Annotated in this window: 13 protein-coding genes and 1 riboswitch; of the genes, 1 reads left to right on the plus strand and 12 read right to left on the minus strand. The window is 74.8% G+C overall.

Annotated elements, in window-relative coordinates; all coding sequences use genetic code 11:
- Positions 1-19: 19 nt before the first annotated feature.
- The 12 genes from ribH to AB0C78_RS45540 form a co-directional block, all read right to left on the minus strand.
- Positions 20-532, minus strand: coding sequence for a 6,7-dimethyl-8-ribityllumazine synthase (ribH, locus tag AB0C78_RS45485; RefSeq protein WP_360760998.1), 513 nt, complete (start codon positions 530-532; stop codon positions 20-22).
- Between the two features lie 73 nt (positions 533-605).
- Positions 606-1,844 (minus strand): bifunctional 3,4-dihydroxy-2-butanone-4-phosphate synthase/GTP cyclohydrolase II, encoded by a 1,239-nt coding sequence (locus AB0C78_RS45490; protein ID WP_360761000.1) that lies wholly within the window; start codon positions 1,842-1,844, stop codon positions 606-608.
- On the minus strand, positions 1,841-2,482 hold the full coding sequence (pnuC, locus tag AB0C78_RS45495) for a nicotinamide riboside transporter PnuC (protein WP_360761002.1): 642 nt from the start codon (positions 2,480-2,482) through the stop codon (positions 1,841-1,843). Before pnuC ends, AB0C78_RS45490 begins: the two co-directional genes overlap by 4 nt.
- Entirely contained in the window at positions 2,479-3,108 is a 630-nt protein-coding gene (locus tag AB0C78_RS45500) for a riboflavin synthase (RefSeq protein ID WP_360761004.1), read from the minus strand. Before AB0C78_RS45500 ends, pnuC begins: the two co-directional genes overlap by 4 nt.
- 96 nt (positions 3,109-3,204) lie before the next feature.
- Positions 3,205-3,335: riboswitch (FMN riboswitch) on the minus strand.
- 285 nt (positions 3,336-3,620) lie between these two features.
- A complete protein-coding gene (locus tag AB0C78_RS45505; protein ID WP_360761006.1) occupies positions 3,621-4,259 on the minus strand; it encodes an HAD-IA family hydrolase in 639 nt (212 codons plus the stop codon).
- A 15-nt stretch (positions 4,260-4,274) separates the two neighbouring features.
- Positions 4,275-4,952, minus strand: a complete 678-nt coding sequence (rpe, locus tag AB0C78_RS45510; RefSeq protein WP_151542017.1) for a ribulose-phosphate 3-epimerase — start codon at positions 4,950-4,952, stop codon at positions 4,275-4,277.
- A gap of 12 nt (positions 4,953-4,964) precedes the next feature.
- Positions 4,965-5,912: a phosphatase PAP2 family protein gene (locus AB0C78_RS45515; RefSeq protein WP_360761008.1), complete on the minus strand. Its 948-nt coding sequence runs from the start codon at positions 5,910-5,912 to the stop codon at positions 4,965-4,967.
- 7 nt (positions 5,913-5,919) lie between these two features.
- The gene (locus AB0C78_RS45520; RefSeq protein ID WP_360761010.1) at positions 5,920-7,341 is read right to left on the minus strand and encodes a transcription antitermination factor NusB; all 1,422 of its coding nucleotides are present in this window, start codon (positions 7,339-7,341) and stop codon (positions 5,920-5,922) included.
- A complete protein-coding gene (gene fmt, locus AB0C78_RS45525) occupies positions 7,341-8,267 on the minus strand; it encodes a methionyl-tRNA formyltransferase (RefSeq protein ID WP_360761012.1) in 927 nt (308 codons plus the stop codon). The genes AB0C78_RS45520 and fmt overlap by 1 nt, the downstream gene beginning before the upstream one ends.
- A gap of 12 nt (positions 8,268-8,279) precedes the next feature.
- A complete protein-coding gene (def, locus tag AB0C78_RS45530; protein ID WP_151542021.1) occupies positions 8,280-8,825 on the minus strand; it encodes a peptide deformylase in 546 nt (181 codons plus the stop codon).
- Positions 8,826-8,933: 108 nt separating this feature from the next.
- The gene (locus AB0C78_RS45535) at positions 8,934-10,760 is read right to left on the minus strand and encodes a hypothetical protein (RefSeq protein WP_360761014.1); all 1,827 of its coding nucleotides are present in this window, start codon (positions 10,758-10,760) and stop codon (positions 8,934-8,936) included.
- A 50-nt stretch (positions 10,761-10,810) separates the two neighbouring features.
- Positions 10,811-12,907, minus strand: coding sequence for a primosomal protein N' (locus AB0C78_RS45540; protein WP_360761016.1), 2,097 nt, complete (start codon positions 12,905-12,907; stop codon positions 10,811-10,813).
- Between the two features lie 151 nt (positions 12,908-13,058).
- Between AB0C78_RS45540 and AB0C78_RS45545 the strand changes: the two genes are divergently transcribed.
- Positions 13,059-14,729: an MFS transporter gene (locus AB0C78_RS45545; protein ID WP_360761018.1), complete on the plus strand. Its 1,671-nt coding sequence runs from the start codon at positions 13,059-13,061 to the stop codon at positions 14,727-14,729.
- The last annotated feature ends 247 nt before the right edge of the window (positions 14,730-14,976 follow it).

Genomic DNA, 14,976 nt, shown 5'->3' on the forward strand with positions numbered 1-14,976 from the left:
TGCGGATGCCGGGGTGACCTCAGGAGCCCAGATGCTCCAGGCCGTGCCCGGCGTGACCGTGATGCCGCAGACCTCGCAGGGTCAGTGCCGTGTCGAGTGCGGCCACAGTCGCCTCCCATCCCTTGTCCTCGGAGCTGCCCGGCAGCCCGCTGCGTTCCAGCGCCTGTTCAATGGTGTCACATGTGAGGACCCCGTTGCCCACCGGAGTCGACTCGTCCAGTGCAACGCGTGTCACACCGGTCGTCACGGAGTCGCAGACATAGTCGAAATGGGCGGTCGCGCCCCGGATGACCGCGCCGAGGCAGACGACGGCGTCGAGGTCGCGGGCGAGCTGCTGGGCGATCACGGGGATCTCGAGGGCGCCGGCGACCCGGACGACGACGGGCGCGTCGATCCCGCACGCCTTCGCCGCGGCGACGGCGCGCTCCAGCAGCTGGTCGGTGATCTGCCCGTGCCAGCGGGTGCAGACGACGCCGAGCGTCAGCCCGGCGGCGTCGACGACGGTGTCCTCAGGGCGTCCTGCCCCGCTCATGCTCTTCCTCCGTGGGGGGACGACCCCCCACACCCCCCGGCAAGGGCCGTTCTCATTCGCTCGCTTCGCTCCCTCATGAGAGTCCTTCGATCTCGTGGCCGAGACGGTCGCGCTTGACCGTCAGGTAGCGCCGGTTGTGCTCGGTGACGACGACGGGCATCGTCTCGCGGCCGCGCACGTCCAGCCCGAACCCGTCCAGGCCCTTGAGCTTGTCGGGGTTGTTGGTGAGCACCCGGATCGAGCGGACGCCCAGGTCACGCAGCATATGCGCGGCGTTGGAGTACTCGCGCGCGTCGGCGGGCAGGCCGAGCTCGAGGTTGGCGTCGACGGTGTCGGAGCCGTGGTCCTGCAGGGCGTAGGCGCGCAGCTTGGCCAGCAGGCCGATGCCGCGGCCCTCGTGGCCGCGCAGGTACACCACGACGCCGCGGCCCTCCGCGGCGATGCGCTCCATGGCGGCGTCGAGCTGGGTGCCGCAGTCGCAGCGCTCGGAGTGCAGGACGTCGCCGGTGAGGCATTCGGAGTGGGCGCGGACGAGGACGTCCTCGCCGTCGCCGATCTCGCCGAGGACGAGCGCGAGGTGCTCGCCGCCGTCGATCTCGCTGGAGAACCCGACGGCGCGCCACATCCCGTACCGGTTCGGCAGCCGGGTCTCGACGACCCGGGTGACCATCGCCTCGGTGCGGCGGCGGTGCTCGGCGAGCTGCTCGATGGAGATCAGCTTGAGGCCGTGCTCCTTGGCGAACACCTGCAGCTCGGGGAGGCGGGCCATGGTGCCGTCCTCGTTGACGACCTCGGCGAGGACGCCCGCCGGGGTGAGCCCGGCCATCCGGGCGAGGTCGACGGCGGCCTCGGTGTGCCCGCGGCGGCGCAGCACGCCGCCCTCGTGGTAGCGCAGGGGGAAGATGTGCCCGGGGCGGACGAGGTCGCGGGGCTCGGACGCCGAGTCGGCGAGGGTCCGGATCGTGCGGGCGCGGTCGGCGGCGGAGATGCCGGTGCTGACGCCGAGCCGGGCGTCGACGCTGACGGTGTAGGCGGTGCGCATCCGCTCGCTGTTCTGCGCGGTCATCAGCGGGATCTGCAGCCGGTCGAGGTCGGCGCCCTCCATCGGGACGCAGATCACGCCGCTGGTGTAGCGGATCGTGAAGGTGAGCAGCTCCGGCGTCGCCTTCGACGCGGCGAAGATGATGTCGCCCTCGTTCTCGCGGTCCTCGTCGTCGACCACCACGACGGCGCGTCCCGCCGCGATGTCGGCGACCGCCTCCTCGATCGGGTCGAAGATCCCGCTTCCGTTCAGTCCGTCGTCGCCGCTCATGCGGTCACCGCCTTGTTCCCGGGGGCCGGCACTGCCTTCGCTTCCCGCAGCCAGTTCCTGAACCCGACCATCACCATCACGAAGAAGATCACGTAGACCGCGCCGGACACGTACAGCCCGGAGTGCAGGGCGACCGGCACGCCGACCAGGTCGACCAGCACCCACACGATCCAGAAGTCGACGAGCGCGCGGCTCTGCGCGAACGTCGCGACGGCGCTGCCGACGAAGATGTAGGCGTTCGCCCACGGCGACCAGGCGGCCTTGAGCCAGTCGACGTGGAGGAACAGCTCGGCGACCGCGGCGGTGCCGACGGCGAGGGCGGCGATCAGTACCGCGCGCTCCTTCGCCGTGGCGCTCCGCACGACCAGGGGGTCGCCGCCGCGCCGTCCGCGCGCCCACATCAGCCAGCCGTAGACGGCGAGGACGCCGAACAGCACCTGCTTGAGGGCGTTGCCGGGGACGTCGGCGTGCACGGACGCCGCGAGCAGCAGCAGCGCGCCGACCAGTTGCACCGGCCACGTCCAGAGGGTCTTGCGCATGGCGAGCCACACCACGGCGAGCGACAGGACGTTGCCGACGAGGTCGGTCCAGAGGATGTGCTCGCCGAAGATGTCGAAGCCCGCGTCCAGCCAGGTCATGCCGCGCCGCCCGTCAGGCCGTCCACCAGGCCCGTGGCGCGGTCGCCGAGCATCCGCTCGACGTACTTGGCGACGACGTCGACCTCGAGGTTGACGGGGTCGCCGGGCTTCTTGTGGCCGAGGGTGGTGAGGGCCAGCGTCGTCGGGATGAGCGCGACGCTGAACCGGTCGGCGCCGGCGTCGACGACGGTGAGGCTGATGCCGTCGACCGTGATCGAGCCCTTGCCGACGACGTAGCGGGCGAGCTCCCCGGGCAGCGAGACGGTGACGACGTCCCAGCGTTCGCCCGGTTCGCGGGAGACGATCGTTCCGACGCCGTCGACGTGGCCCTGGACGAGGTGGCCGCCGAGCCGGTCCGAGAGGCGGACGGGCCGCTCCAGGTTGACCTTGGACCCGGGCTCCAGCGCGCCGAGGCTGGACCGGTCCAGCGTCTCTTTCATCGCGTCGGCGGTGAAGGTGCCGTCCTTGACGTCCACCACGGTGAGACAGACGCCGTTGACGGCGATCGACGCGCCGTGGACGGCGTCCTCGGTGACGAGCGGGCCGCGGATCGTCAGGACGGCCGAGTCTCCCTCGGCCTCGACCGCGACGATCTCGCCGAGCTCCTCGACGATGCCGGTGAACATTCCCCGGGCCTCCTCAGTTCCGTTCGGTACGGAACCCGGCTCCGGGGGTGTACGTGCGTCGACGTCGCGGGCACCCCTGCCGTTCACAGGGGTGTGCTGCGCGCTGCCTCCCATCCGGACTTTCACCGTCGGTCCTGGAGTTCCACCAGGTCAACCGGCCGATGGCTTCGGCCGGGTCGCGGACTGTCACCGCCGGTTCGGAATTTCACCGACCCCGGAGCACGCGTTCATGCTTTGGGAACAGTGTGCCATGCGAACCACCGCCCGCCCTATGTGAGCATCGCCACGGCCGCCTTCCGCTGACCAAGCGCTCGCTCGGGTTATCCTTGCCCGGTTCAACGTTCAACGATCTCCGGCACCGGGTAGACCCCGATCCGGAACCCGCCTCCGCTCCCCGCACCCGACTCCGCGCCGCCGAGGCCCGTGGTGACCGCCATTCCCAACGTGGGCCCGGCGGCGCGGCCCGCGGGGACCGCTCCGCGGGCGTCCGTCGTTCAGTGAGCGCCCGTCGTTCAGCGGGCGAGGCGCACGCCGCCGGGGCCGGTGGCCACGTGCGTCAGGTCCGCGACGACCGCGTGCGCCGCGGTCAGCTCCGACCGGTCGTGGCTGGTGGCGACGGCGAGGACGGTCGCGCCGGCGGCACGGCCCGCGGCGATGCCCGCCGGGGCGTCCTCGATCACCACGCAGGCCGACGGGTCGACGCCGAGGCGGGAGGCCGCCAGCAGGTAGCCGGACGGGTCGGGCTTGCCGCGCGGGACGTCCTCGGCGGTGATCACGACGGGCGGCAGCGGGACGCCGGCGACCCCGGTGCGGACCCGGAGCTGCTCCTTGTCCATCGACGTCACCATCGCCCACGGCATGCCGTTCATCGCGGTGAGCAGGGCCAGGGCGCCCGGCAGCGCGGTGATCCCGTCGGTGCGCTCCGCCTCCAGGGCGTCGAGGCGGGCGGTGGCCGCGGCGACCCGGTCGGCGGGCAGGAAGTCGGCGACGCGGTCGCTCGTGCGGCGGCCGTGCGCGCCCGACAGGAACACGTCGGCGTCGAGCCCGTACTCGGCGGCCCAGACGCGGGCGGCCGCCTCGACCAGCGGGGTCGAGTCGACGAGCGTGCCGTCCACGTCGAACAGGACGGCCGTACAGGGCAGTGTCACCATGAGGTCACCCGGCCCTCACCAGGAGGCGGCGGCGGTCGCCTTCTCCGCCTGCGCCTTCAGCCGCCGGACGGCCTCGGACGGGTCGTCGGCGCCGTAGACGGCGCTGCCCGCGACGAACACGTCCGCGCCGGCGTCCGCGCAGCGCTCGATCGTCTCGGCGCTGACGCCGCCGTCCACCTGCACCCAGACGGGCAGGTCGCGGCCCTTGATCATGTCGCGGGCGCGGCGGACCTTCGGCAGCACGACGTCCAGGAACTTCTGCCCGCCGAACCCGGGCTCCACGGTCATGAGCAGGAGCATGTCGATCTCGCCGAGGAGGTCCTCGAAGCCCTCGACCGGCGTGGCGGGATTCACACCGAGCCCGGCGCGCGCGCCGGCGGCGCGGATGGCGCGCAGGGTCCGGATCGGCGCCTTGGCGGCCTCGGCGTGGATCGTGACGCTGCCCGCCCCGGCCTCGGCGTACTGCGGCGCCCACCGGTCCGGGTCCTCGATCATCAGGTGGCAGTCGAGGGGCAGCGCGCTGTGCTTGAGCAGCGCCTCGACGACCGGGAGCCCGAGGGTCAGGTTGGGGACGAAGTGGTTGTCCATGACGTCGACGTGCACCCAGTCGGCGGTGCCGGAGATGAGCGCGACGTCCTCGGCCAGGCGGGCGAAGTCCGCGGAGAGGATGCTGGGTGCGATCTGTGGTGCCATGATGCCCCGAGTCTATTGGGCCGGTTCGTCCCGCCCATCACCCGGCCGGGTGAGCGCGGGGGTGGCCCGGCGCGCCAGCCCGAGCCGGACGAACGCCTCCGGCGCGCCCGCCGTCGCCCACAGGGCCAGCAGCGCCTGCACCGCGAACGCCTCCCCCGCGCGAGGGCCCGGCAGCAGGTCCAGGAGCGAGAGCACGCCCGCGCCCGCGGCGCCGACGAGCAGGCGCGCGAGGCGGCGGCCGAGCGAGCCGCCCGCGTCGAACCAGCCGCGCGCGGCGAGGACCGACATCCCCGCCAGGATCCCGAACAGGCCGCCGGTCGCGGCGGCCGCCTCGTTCACGGTGATCGGACGGGTGTGCCCGCCGGCCCGGACGAGGGCCTCCGCCCACGCGGCGGGCCACCGCCAGCCGTGCAGGGAGCGGACGGCGAGCCAGGCCGCGCCCAGGAACGCCAGCGAGATCACCAGCGCCATCGCGAGCTGCAGGAGCAGCGGGCGGCGGCTCCACCACGGGACGGCGCGCGGCTCCAGCCACAGCGCCAGGACCAGGACGCCCAGGCCGATCGCCCAGCCGGCGAGGACCTGGCCCCACGAGTGCACGCCCAGGTAGACCCGCGACACCCCGATCAGCACGATCACCACGGCCGCCGCCGCCCACACGCCGAGACGCCGCGTGCGGGACGCGAAGAACCCCCACGTCACGACGGCGTTCTGCGCGTGCCCAGACGGCATGCCGAACGAGGCGAGCGGCTGCCGCCCGTCGACGGCCGGGTCCGTCCAGAACGGGCGCGGCGCGTGCCACACCAGCTTCAGGACGGTGTTGAGCGTCGACCCGAACGACAGGACGACGATCACACGCGCGGCGAGCCGCGGATGGACGCACCAGAACAGGACCACCAGCGCCGGGATGTAGAACCCGGCGCTGCCGAGGTACGTCATCGCGAACATGAAGCCGGTGAGCACCGGCGTGTCAGTCCCCGCGGCGCAGGAGGGCGAGGAACATCGCGTCGGTGCCGTGCCGGTGCGGCCAGAACTGCGCGTACGGGCCGTCGCCCACGCCGGTGAGGTCCGCCGCGACTGAGGCGAGGACGGCGGGCGCGTCGAGCCGCTCGACGCCGTCGCGGCCCTTGAGCACGTCGTCGACCACCACCCGCGTCTCGGCGAGGTGCGGGGAGCAGGTGACGTAGGCGACGACGCCGCCGGGACGGACCGACTCCAGCGCGGTCGCCAGCAGCCGCCGCTGCAGCGGCCCCAGCTCGGCGACCGACTCGGGGCCGCGCCGCCAGCGCGCCTCGGGACGGCGCCGCAGCGCGCCGAGGCCGGTGCAGGGCGCGTCCACCATCACGCGGTCGAACGCGCCGGGCCGCCACGCCGGGGCGGTGCCGTCCGCCGCGACGACGCCGGTCCGGTCGTCGACCGCGCGGCGGACGAGGCCCGCGCGGTGCGGCTGCACGTCGGCGGCGAGCAGGCGCGCGCCGCGCTCGGCCGCCACGGCCGACAGCAGGCCCGCCTTGCCGCCGGGGCCGGCGCAGATGTCGGCCCAGCGGGCGTCCGCGCCGTCCAGCGGGGCCGCGGCGAGCGCGAGGGCGACGAGCTGGCTCGCCTCGTCCTGGACGGCGGCGCGGCCGTCCCGGACGGCGCCGATGTGCCCCGGGTCGCCCTCCCCCAGCACGGCCGCGTACGGCGAGTACGGGGCGGGTTCGGCGCCCGCGTCGTACAGCTCCTGCGCGGTCGCGCGGCCGGGGCGGGCGACCAGCGTCACCCGCGGGCGCGCGTTGTCGGCCTCCAGCAGCGCGCCGATCTCGCCGCGGTCGGGGCCGAGCGCGTCGCGCAGCGCCGACACGATCCACTTGGGGTGGCTGTGCGCGATCGACAGCCGGGCCGTGGCGTCGGCGTCGGCGGGCGCGACGATCGCGAGCCACGCGTCCAGGTCGCGGGTCGCGACCTTGCGCAGCACCGCGTTCGCGAACTTCGCCTGGCCGGGGCCCGACACCGACCGCGCCAGCTCCACCGCCGTCCCGACCGCGGCGTGCGGCGGGATGCGGGTGGCGAGGATCTGGTGGGCGCCGAGCCGCAGCACGTCCAGCAGCGGCGCGTCGATGCGGCGCAGCTCCCGGTCGCTGCACAGCGCGAGCACCGCGTCGTAGGTGCCGCGGCCGCGCAGCGTGCCGTAGGTCAGCTCGGTGGCGAGCGCGGCGTCGCGGCCGGTGATGCCGCGGTCGCGCAGGCGGGTGGGCAGCAGCAGGTTCGCGTACGCGTCGCGGGTCTCCACGGCGCGGATCACGTCGAACGCGGTGCGCCGGACGAGATCCTCCGGCCGGCCCGTCCGGCGGGGACCGCCGGGCCTGCGGTTGCGGTCGGGACGGCCACGGCGGCCACGGGTCGGCGGCATCAGTGCAACGCGTCCTTGCCGGTGAGATCGACGCCGCGCGCCCAGTCGGCGGCGGCCATGCGGCGCTTGCCCTGCGGCTGGACGTCGCCGAGCGCGACGGGGTGCGTGGCCGTGCCGACCAGCACCTCCTTCTTCCCGGGACGCAGCTCGCCCGGCGCCAGCTTCTCCGCCTCCGGGACGAGGCGGACGGGGCCGAGCTTGAGGCGGGCGTCGCGGAACGTCGTCCACGCGCCCGGCGCGGGCGTGCAGGCGCGGACCAGCCGGTCGATGTGCAGGGCGGGCGTCCGCCAGTCGACGTGCCCGTCCTCCGGGTTCAGCTTGGCCGCGTGCGACACGCCCTCGGCGGGCTGCGGGCGCGGCTCCAGCACGCCCGCCTCGATGCCGTTCATCGTGTCGAGCAGCAGGCCCGCGCCCGCCACGGCGAGCCGTCCGAGCAGGTCGCCCGTGGTGTCGGTGGGGCGGATGGGCTCGGTGAGGACCCCGTAGACCGGGCCGGTGTCGAGGCCCTCCTCGATCTGGAACGTGGCCGCGCCGGTCACGTCGTCGCCGTGCAGGATCGCCCGCTGGACGGGCGCCGCGCCGCGCCACGCGGGCAGCAGCGAGAAGTGCAGGTTCACCCAGCCGTGCCGCGGGATCTCCAGCGCCTCGCGCGGGAGCAGCGCCCCGTAGGCGACGACCGGGCAGCAGTCGGGCGCGATCGCGCGGAGCCGGTCGAGGAACTCCGGGTCGCGGGCCCTGGCGGGCTTCAGCACCTCGACGCCCGCCTCGGCGGCCCGCGCGGCGACCGGGCTGGCCTCCAGGTGCCGGCCGCGCCCGGACCGGGCGTCCGGGCGGGTCACCACCGCGGCCACCTCGTGGTCGGACGCGAGCAGCGCGTCCAGGGCGGGAACGGACGTCTCCGGCGTGCCGGCGAAGACCAGCCGCATCAGGCGCTCACCTCAGATCGCCTTCCCGAAGGTGCGGTGCGGCGACTCCTTGACGACGGGCGCCGGGTCGCCGAACCACTCGGCCTCCCGGATCGCCTTCATCGCGGCCTTGCGCTGCTCGGGGTCCATCCGGTCGATGAAGATGATCCCGTCCAGGTGGTCGGTCTCGTGCTGCACGCAGCGGGCCAGCAGGTGCGTGCCCTCCAGCGTGATCGGCTCGCCGTGCATGTTGAAGCCCTTCGCCACGACGCCGACCGAGCGCGGCGTCGGGAACGCCAGGCCGGGCAGCGACAGGCAGCCCTCGTCGTCGGTCTCCTGCTCGTCCGACAGGTCGAGCGTCGGGTTCACCACGTGCCCGAGCCGGTCGTCGACGTAGTAGGTGAACACCCGCAGGCCCACGCCGAGCTGCGGCGCCGCCAGGCCCGCCCCCGGCGCGTCGATCATAGTGTCGGTGAGGTCCTTGACGAGCTGGCGCAGCTCCTTGTCGAAGTCCTTCACCGGCTCCGCGGGCGTGCGCAGCACAGGGTCGCCGAAGAGGCGGATGGGCTTGACGGCCAACGAGGACTCCGTTCCTGCGGGTGGGGCGCCGCGCGCCGCTCAGAGGGGGCGCGCCGGGCGGGACCGTGGATGTCGCGGCCTCCAGTCTACGGAGGGATCACGCGGACCTCACACGCCGCCGTTCCCGGCGGCGTGCGCGGAGCGGGCCTTGTAGGCGGCGGTGCGGGCGGCCTTGGCGGTCGCCTTGTCGGGGTGGTGGTCGCCGAGCGCCTCCAGGACGTCGGCGACGCCCGGGTGGTCGGTGCGCCACAGCTCGTCCACCATCTCCCGCATCTCCGCCCCGGGCGGCGCGTCGACCAGCGCCGCGGCGACGGCCTCCTCCGGCTCGGCGGTCTCCAGCATCCCGGCGACGGTGTCGACGAACACCCACAGGTACTCGGCGCGGGACAGCTCCCGGCCCGCCGGGTCGCCCGCCGCGTTCAGCCACAGCGCCGCGTACGGCGACACGAGCGGGTGCTCCTGCGCGGCCCGCACCACCGGCGCGGCCTCCGGGCCGACGCGGTGCAGGACGGCGGCGGCGAGGTTGCGGGCGCCGGGCCCGCCGCCGCGCATCACGTCGAGCAGGTCGGCGGCGGCGTCCTTGACGTCGTGGGACGCGAGCCAGCCGTCGATCTCCTCGTCGGCGGTCTCCGGCCGGTGCCAGGCGAGCCCCGCGACCAGCTCGGCGGCCGGCGCGCCGGCCAGCTCCCCGACGACCGGCGCGGTGAACCCGTCCGACAGCAGCAGCTCCCGCACGCCCCACACGCCGAGCGGGGTCAGCGCGCGGCCCCCGTTGCCGGCGGGCTCGACGACGCCCCAGCGGGCCAGGTCGTCCAGCTCCAGGGTGAGCGCGTCGCGGACCGCCGTCGCCAGCGACCGCTCGTCGGAGATCTCGTAGGCCTCGGCGACGTGGCCGAGCAGCGCGTCGGCCAGCTCGCCGGGGGTGGCGGGCTCCTCCTGCTCGTACAGGTGGATCAGCACGCCGGTCAGCTCGTTCTGGACCAGCTCGATCGCGTCGAGGCCGTCGGACGGGTCGTGCTCGGGGACGGCGACGGAGTCCAGCAGCCGCAGCCAGACGCGCAGCGCGCGCTCGTCGTCGCCGGAGCCGAGGTCGGGCAGCGCGGGGCCGGGCGCGGCCTTGCCGCCCTCCGCGCGGATCACCTCGGCCTCGGTCGCGGCCCACCAGAGGCGGTCGAGCTCCGGCAGGTCGGTCTGGTCGCCGACCTCGACGTCGGGGAGGCGGCGCGGGGTGGCGAGGCCCAGCGCGGCGACGGCGGCCTCGGCGTCCGCCGCGGTCAGCTCGTCCAGCTCGGTGAGGGCCCGCTCGCCCGTCCACTCGGCCAGCGCGCGGACCTCGGCGGTCAGGGCGGAGCGGCGCGCCGCGTCCGCCAGCTCGGCGGCCGGGGCCAGCCGGACCGGCGGGACGACGAGGTCCTCGGTGCGCCGCAGGTAGTCCTCGGCGCGGGCGTAGCGCTCCTCGTCGGGCAGCGCCTCGAACTCCCGCATCCACTCCTCGACGGCGTCCTGGTCGTCGAGGGGGATCCCGTCGGCCTCCATCAGCCCGGCGACGACCTCGGCGGCGACCTGCCGCTCGGCGCTGTCGGTCTCGGCGACCACCGCGGCGAACTCGGGCGCGAGCCGGTCGATCTCGGCGGCCAGCTCCGCGGCGCGCTCCGCGGTCACGGCGCCGGTGTCGCCGAGGAACGCCGCGACGGCGCGCAGCGTGTCCAGCACGGACGGGACCTCGTCGGCGCCCGCGACCACCGTCTCCGGGAACACCTCCAGCAGCAGCGCGCGGAGCGCGCCGGGGGTGAGGGCGTCCGGCCCGGTCAGCCCCATCTCCCGCGCGGCGAGGTCGAACAGCAGGTGAGCGCCCTGCCCGTCGACCTTCTCGCCGCGTTCGTCCGCCCAGCGCCGCAGGTCGCCCGCGGTCGTCTCCACCCAGTTGTCGGCCACCCGAGAACCCTATTGGCCCGCGCCTCCCGCGCGGGCCAACTCCGGCGCGGTCAGATGAGTTCGAGCGGGTCGATCTGGACGCGGACGGTCTCGGTCGCCTTGCGGGCGCTGCGGACGCCCTGAGCCTCCTTGAGCGCGCGCGCGAGCGCGGGCCCCGCCGCGCGCGGCACCCGGACGAGGGCGCGCTCCTTCTCCGGCCCCTCCGCGCCCGGCTGCCGCGGGACGGGCACCGGCCCGAGCACCTCCGCCCCGTCCGGCAGCCGCGCGTCCGCCAGCAGCTCCCGGATCGCGGCCGGGGTCGCGGTCAGCGACGCCATCCGCGCCGCCGGGGGGAACCCCGCCTCCCGGCGCTCGGCCAGCTCCCGCTCGGCGTAGGTGACCGGATCCCACCGGACGAGCGACTGGACCGCCGGCAGCGCCCCCTCCGCCGCCACCACGACCGGCGCCTCCGCGCGGACGAGCGCCGCCGCGTTCATCCAGCGCCGCAGCGTCTCCTCCCCCGCCCGCAGGTCGGGCCGCCCCAGCAGCACCCAGCCGTCCAGCAGCAGCCCGGCCGTGTAACCGCCGTCGGCGGGGGGCTCCGCGCCCGGCGTCGACACCACCAGCGCCCGCTCCGGGCCGACCCGCTCCAGGATCGCCTCCCGCCCGGACGTCCGCACCGGCACGCCAGGGAACGCCCGGCCCAACTCCTCCGCCGTGCGCTTCGCACCCACGACGATCGCGCGCACCTGGAAGAAGCCGCATTCGGGGCAATGCCAGTCGCCCGCTATGCGGCCACACCACCGGCAGTAGGGCGCAGCATGCGACGACGGCAACGCCAACGGCCCCTGGCAGGTGACGCAGTGCGCCGGAGTACGGCATCGCCCGCACGCGATGCCCGGCACGTAACCGCGCCTCGGCACCTGCACGAGCACAGGCCCCTCCTCGAGCGCGCGCCTCGCCGCCTCGAACGCCAGATTCGGAAGCCGCGCCGTGCGCGCCGCCGCGTCCCGGGCGAGCTGCGCGTCCTCCCCCACGTACCGGACGCGCGGCATCGCGCGTCGCACCCGCGCCCTGTCGGCGGCCAGGGCGTGCGCCCATCCCGTCTCCACCAGCACGGTCGCGTCCGTGGTCCGCGTGAACCCGCCGATCAGCGCCGCCGCCTTCGCCCGATGCGCGCGCAGCGCCAGCACCTCGCGCGGATGCGGATAGGGGGCGTGCGGCTCGGCGTGCACGTCGTCGCCGTCGTCCCACAGCACGACGAGGCCCAAATCCGCGACAGGCGCGAACATCGCCGCCCGCGTCCCGACCACCGCCCGCGCCTTGCCCCGCAGCACCGCCAGCCACCGCCGGTACCGCTCGGCCGGGCCCAGCTCCGCCGTCAGCGCGACATGCCGCCCCTCCCCCAGCTCCGCGGACAGCGCCGCGTCCACCCGCGCCACGTCACGGCCGTCCGCCACCACGACGAGCGCCCCACGCCCGGCGCGCAGCGTCACCGCCACGGCCCGCGCGATGGCCGCCGCCCACTCCGGGCCCGGCAGCGCCGTCCACACCGCCCGCGGCGCCCTCCCCTCCGCCAGCGCGTTCAGGAACGACGCACCGGCCGGATACTCCAGCCACGGGTCGCCGGCGTCCGCCGGCGCTTCGCCGGGCTCGTCCTCGGCGGGCTCCTTGATGGGTTCGGCCTCCACGCGGGCGTGGCGCGGCGGGACCGCCAACCGCAGCACGTCCGCGAACGTCCCGGCGTAACGGTCGGCGACCTCCCGCGCCAGCGAGGCGACCTCCGGCGTGAGGACGGCCTCCGGAGACGTCACGCGCTCCAGGTACAGGAGCTTCCCGTCATGCCCGCTCTCCTCGACGCGCTCCAGCAGGAACCCGTCGACGAGCTGCCCCGCGAACCGCACCCTCACCCGGCACCCCGGCACGGCCTTCCCGTCGAGCTCCACCGGGACCAGGTAGTCGAACGGACGGTCCAGATGCGGAAGGGACATGTCGACCGCGACACGGGCGACGGGCCGCTCCTCAGCCGGGCGCCGCGCCCCCTTCTTCGGGGCCTTCCCGCCGCTCTTCCCGGCGGGCCCCTTCGCCTGCCGCGCCTTGCCCGCGGGCACCCTGGGCACGTCGTCCAGGCCCGGGATCAGGTCCGCTCCCCCTCCGTCCTCCGTCACGCCCCCGTCCTACCAGATCAGCCCGACAGCCATCGGCGCGCGCTAAGGTGTGGTCCGTTTGAACGGGGCGCGCATCCGGCCGATCCGCGAACAAGTGAGATCGCCCGACGCCCTTCGCGCACCCTCCGTCCGACGAGCACGTGCAGGCGATGTGACCACAGCGCATAGTCCAGAGCTGACCGACGCCCGGAACCGGGCCGGATCATCGGCCCGCCCGGGCCGCCCCGGCGCGGCCTGGTGGAAGCGGTGGACCAACCCCCGCAACCCCGTCGTGGCCGCCACGGTCGCCGCGGCCGTCATGCACCTGATCTGGGCCCTGTACCTGGCCACCGAGGGCGGCGACCTCGCCGCCCAGGCCGCCTGGACCGACTTCGCCTGGAAGCACCCCACCGCCGCCTACAGCTTCGCCTGGTACGGCGGCATGCACCCCGCCTCCTACAGCGTCCTGTCCCCCTACCTGATGGCGCTGTTCGGCATCCGGACCGTCGCCGTGGTGGCCGGCACCGTCTCCGCGGGCCTCACCGCCCACCTCCTGAGGCGGTTCAAGGCGCGCATGGCGCTGCCCGCCGCGCTGTGGGCCGCGTTCGCGCTGTCGTGCAACACCGCCTCCGGACGCGTGACGTTCGGGCTCGGCCTCATGTTCGCGCTGATGGCGGTGATCGTCGCGTTCACCCCGCGCGGCACGCCCGCGCTCCGCTTCGCCGGGATGGTCGGCCTCGGCCTGCTCGCCACCGCGTCCAGCCCCGTCGCCGGCCTGTTCCTGCTCGTCCTCGCCGCCACGCTCTTCCTGACCGGACGGCGCCGCGCCGGGATCTCCGTCGCGATCGGCATGCCCATCGTCGTCGGCACCACGAGCCTGCTGTTCCCCTTCAACGGCGTCCAGCCGATCTCCTTCACCGCGATCGTGCTGTGGGCCGTCATCAGCGTCGTCGCCGTCCTGGTCTTCGCCCCGCCCAGCTGGCGGTTCGTCCGCATCGGCGCCGGCGTCTACCTCCTCGGCATCCTGCTCACCTGGGCGATCCCCTCGCCCGTCGGAAGCAACGTCGAACGCCTCTCCCTGGTCTTCGGCGCGATGTTCTGCCTGGCCGCCGTCGCGCGCGCACACGGCCGCGTCCGCATCGCCGTGCTCTCCCTGGCGTTCATCATCACCGGCTCATGGCAGGTCGTGAAGCCCATCGAGGACCTCGTCCACACCACCCCCGCCGCGTCCGCCGCCGCCAACGCCCAAGGCCTCGTCGACGAACTCCACGCCCTCGGCGCCCAGCGGACCCGCATCGAGGTCGTCCCCCTCCGCTCCCACTGGGAGGCCGCCGGCCTCAGCCGCCACTTCATCCTCGCCCGCGGCTGGAACCGCCAGGTCGACGCCGAACGCCACGGCCTCTTCTACAAGGACGGCGCCCTCACCCCCGCCAGCTACCACGACTGGCTGCGGAAATGGGCCGTCCAGTACGTCGTCCTGCCCGAACAGGAAGCCGACTGGTCCGGCAAGAACGAGGCCGCCCTCGTCAAAGCAGGCCAGCCGTACCTGGCGGAGGTCTGGCACGACGAGCACTGGCGCCTCTACCGCGTCGCCTACCCCACACCGCTCGTCGACCCACCCGCGACCGTCCAGACCCTCAACTCCGGCGAACTCGTCGTGGAGATGCCGTCGCCCGGCTCCGTCCTCGTCCGCGTCTCCTGGTCCCCCTGGCTCAGCGTCACCGGCGGCGACGCCTGCCTCGCCCGCGCCGGCGACTTCGTCCGCATGACCGCCAAAGGCCCCGGCCACTACACCATCGCCGCCCACTACGGCCTCCACCGCGGCAACCACTGTGTTGGCTGAATCCGAGCCCAGGGCCCTCGCCTAGCGGCTCGGCCCCTGACTGGTCTTCGGCGAGCGCGGCCTCGCTTCGCGAGCTTCCCGGTGGGGCTCGCCTTCGGCTTCGCCCCCACCGGTCAGATAACGCGCTCGCGTGACGGCTGGGGCAGTTGGGTGGCCCCCAGGGTCCTCTCGCTGATCAGCTTGCGGGTCCCGCGCGGCCGGGCCGTCTGCGACGGCCCGTCCGCACAACGCCCATCGCGCGGCCGGG

Source organism: Actinomadura sp. NPDC048394 (genome assembly GCF_040651755.1).
Taxonomy (GTDB): domain Bacteria; phylum Actinomycetota; class Actinomycetes; order Streptosporangiales; family Streptosporangiaceae; genus Spirillospora; species Spirillospora montaniterrae.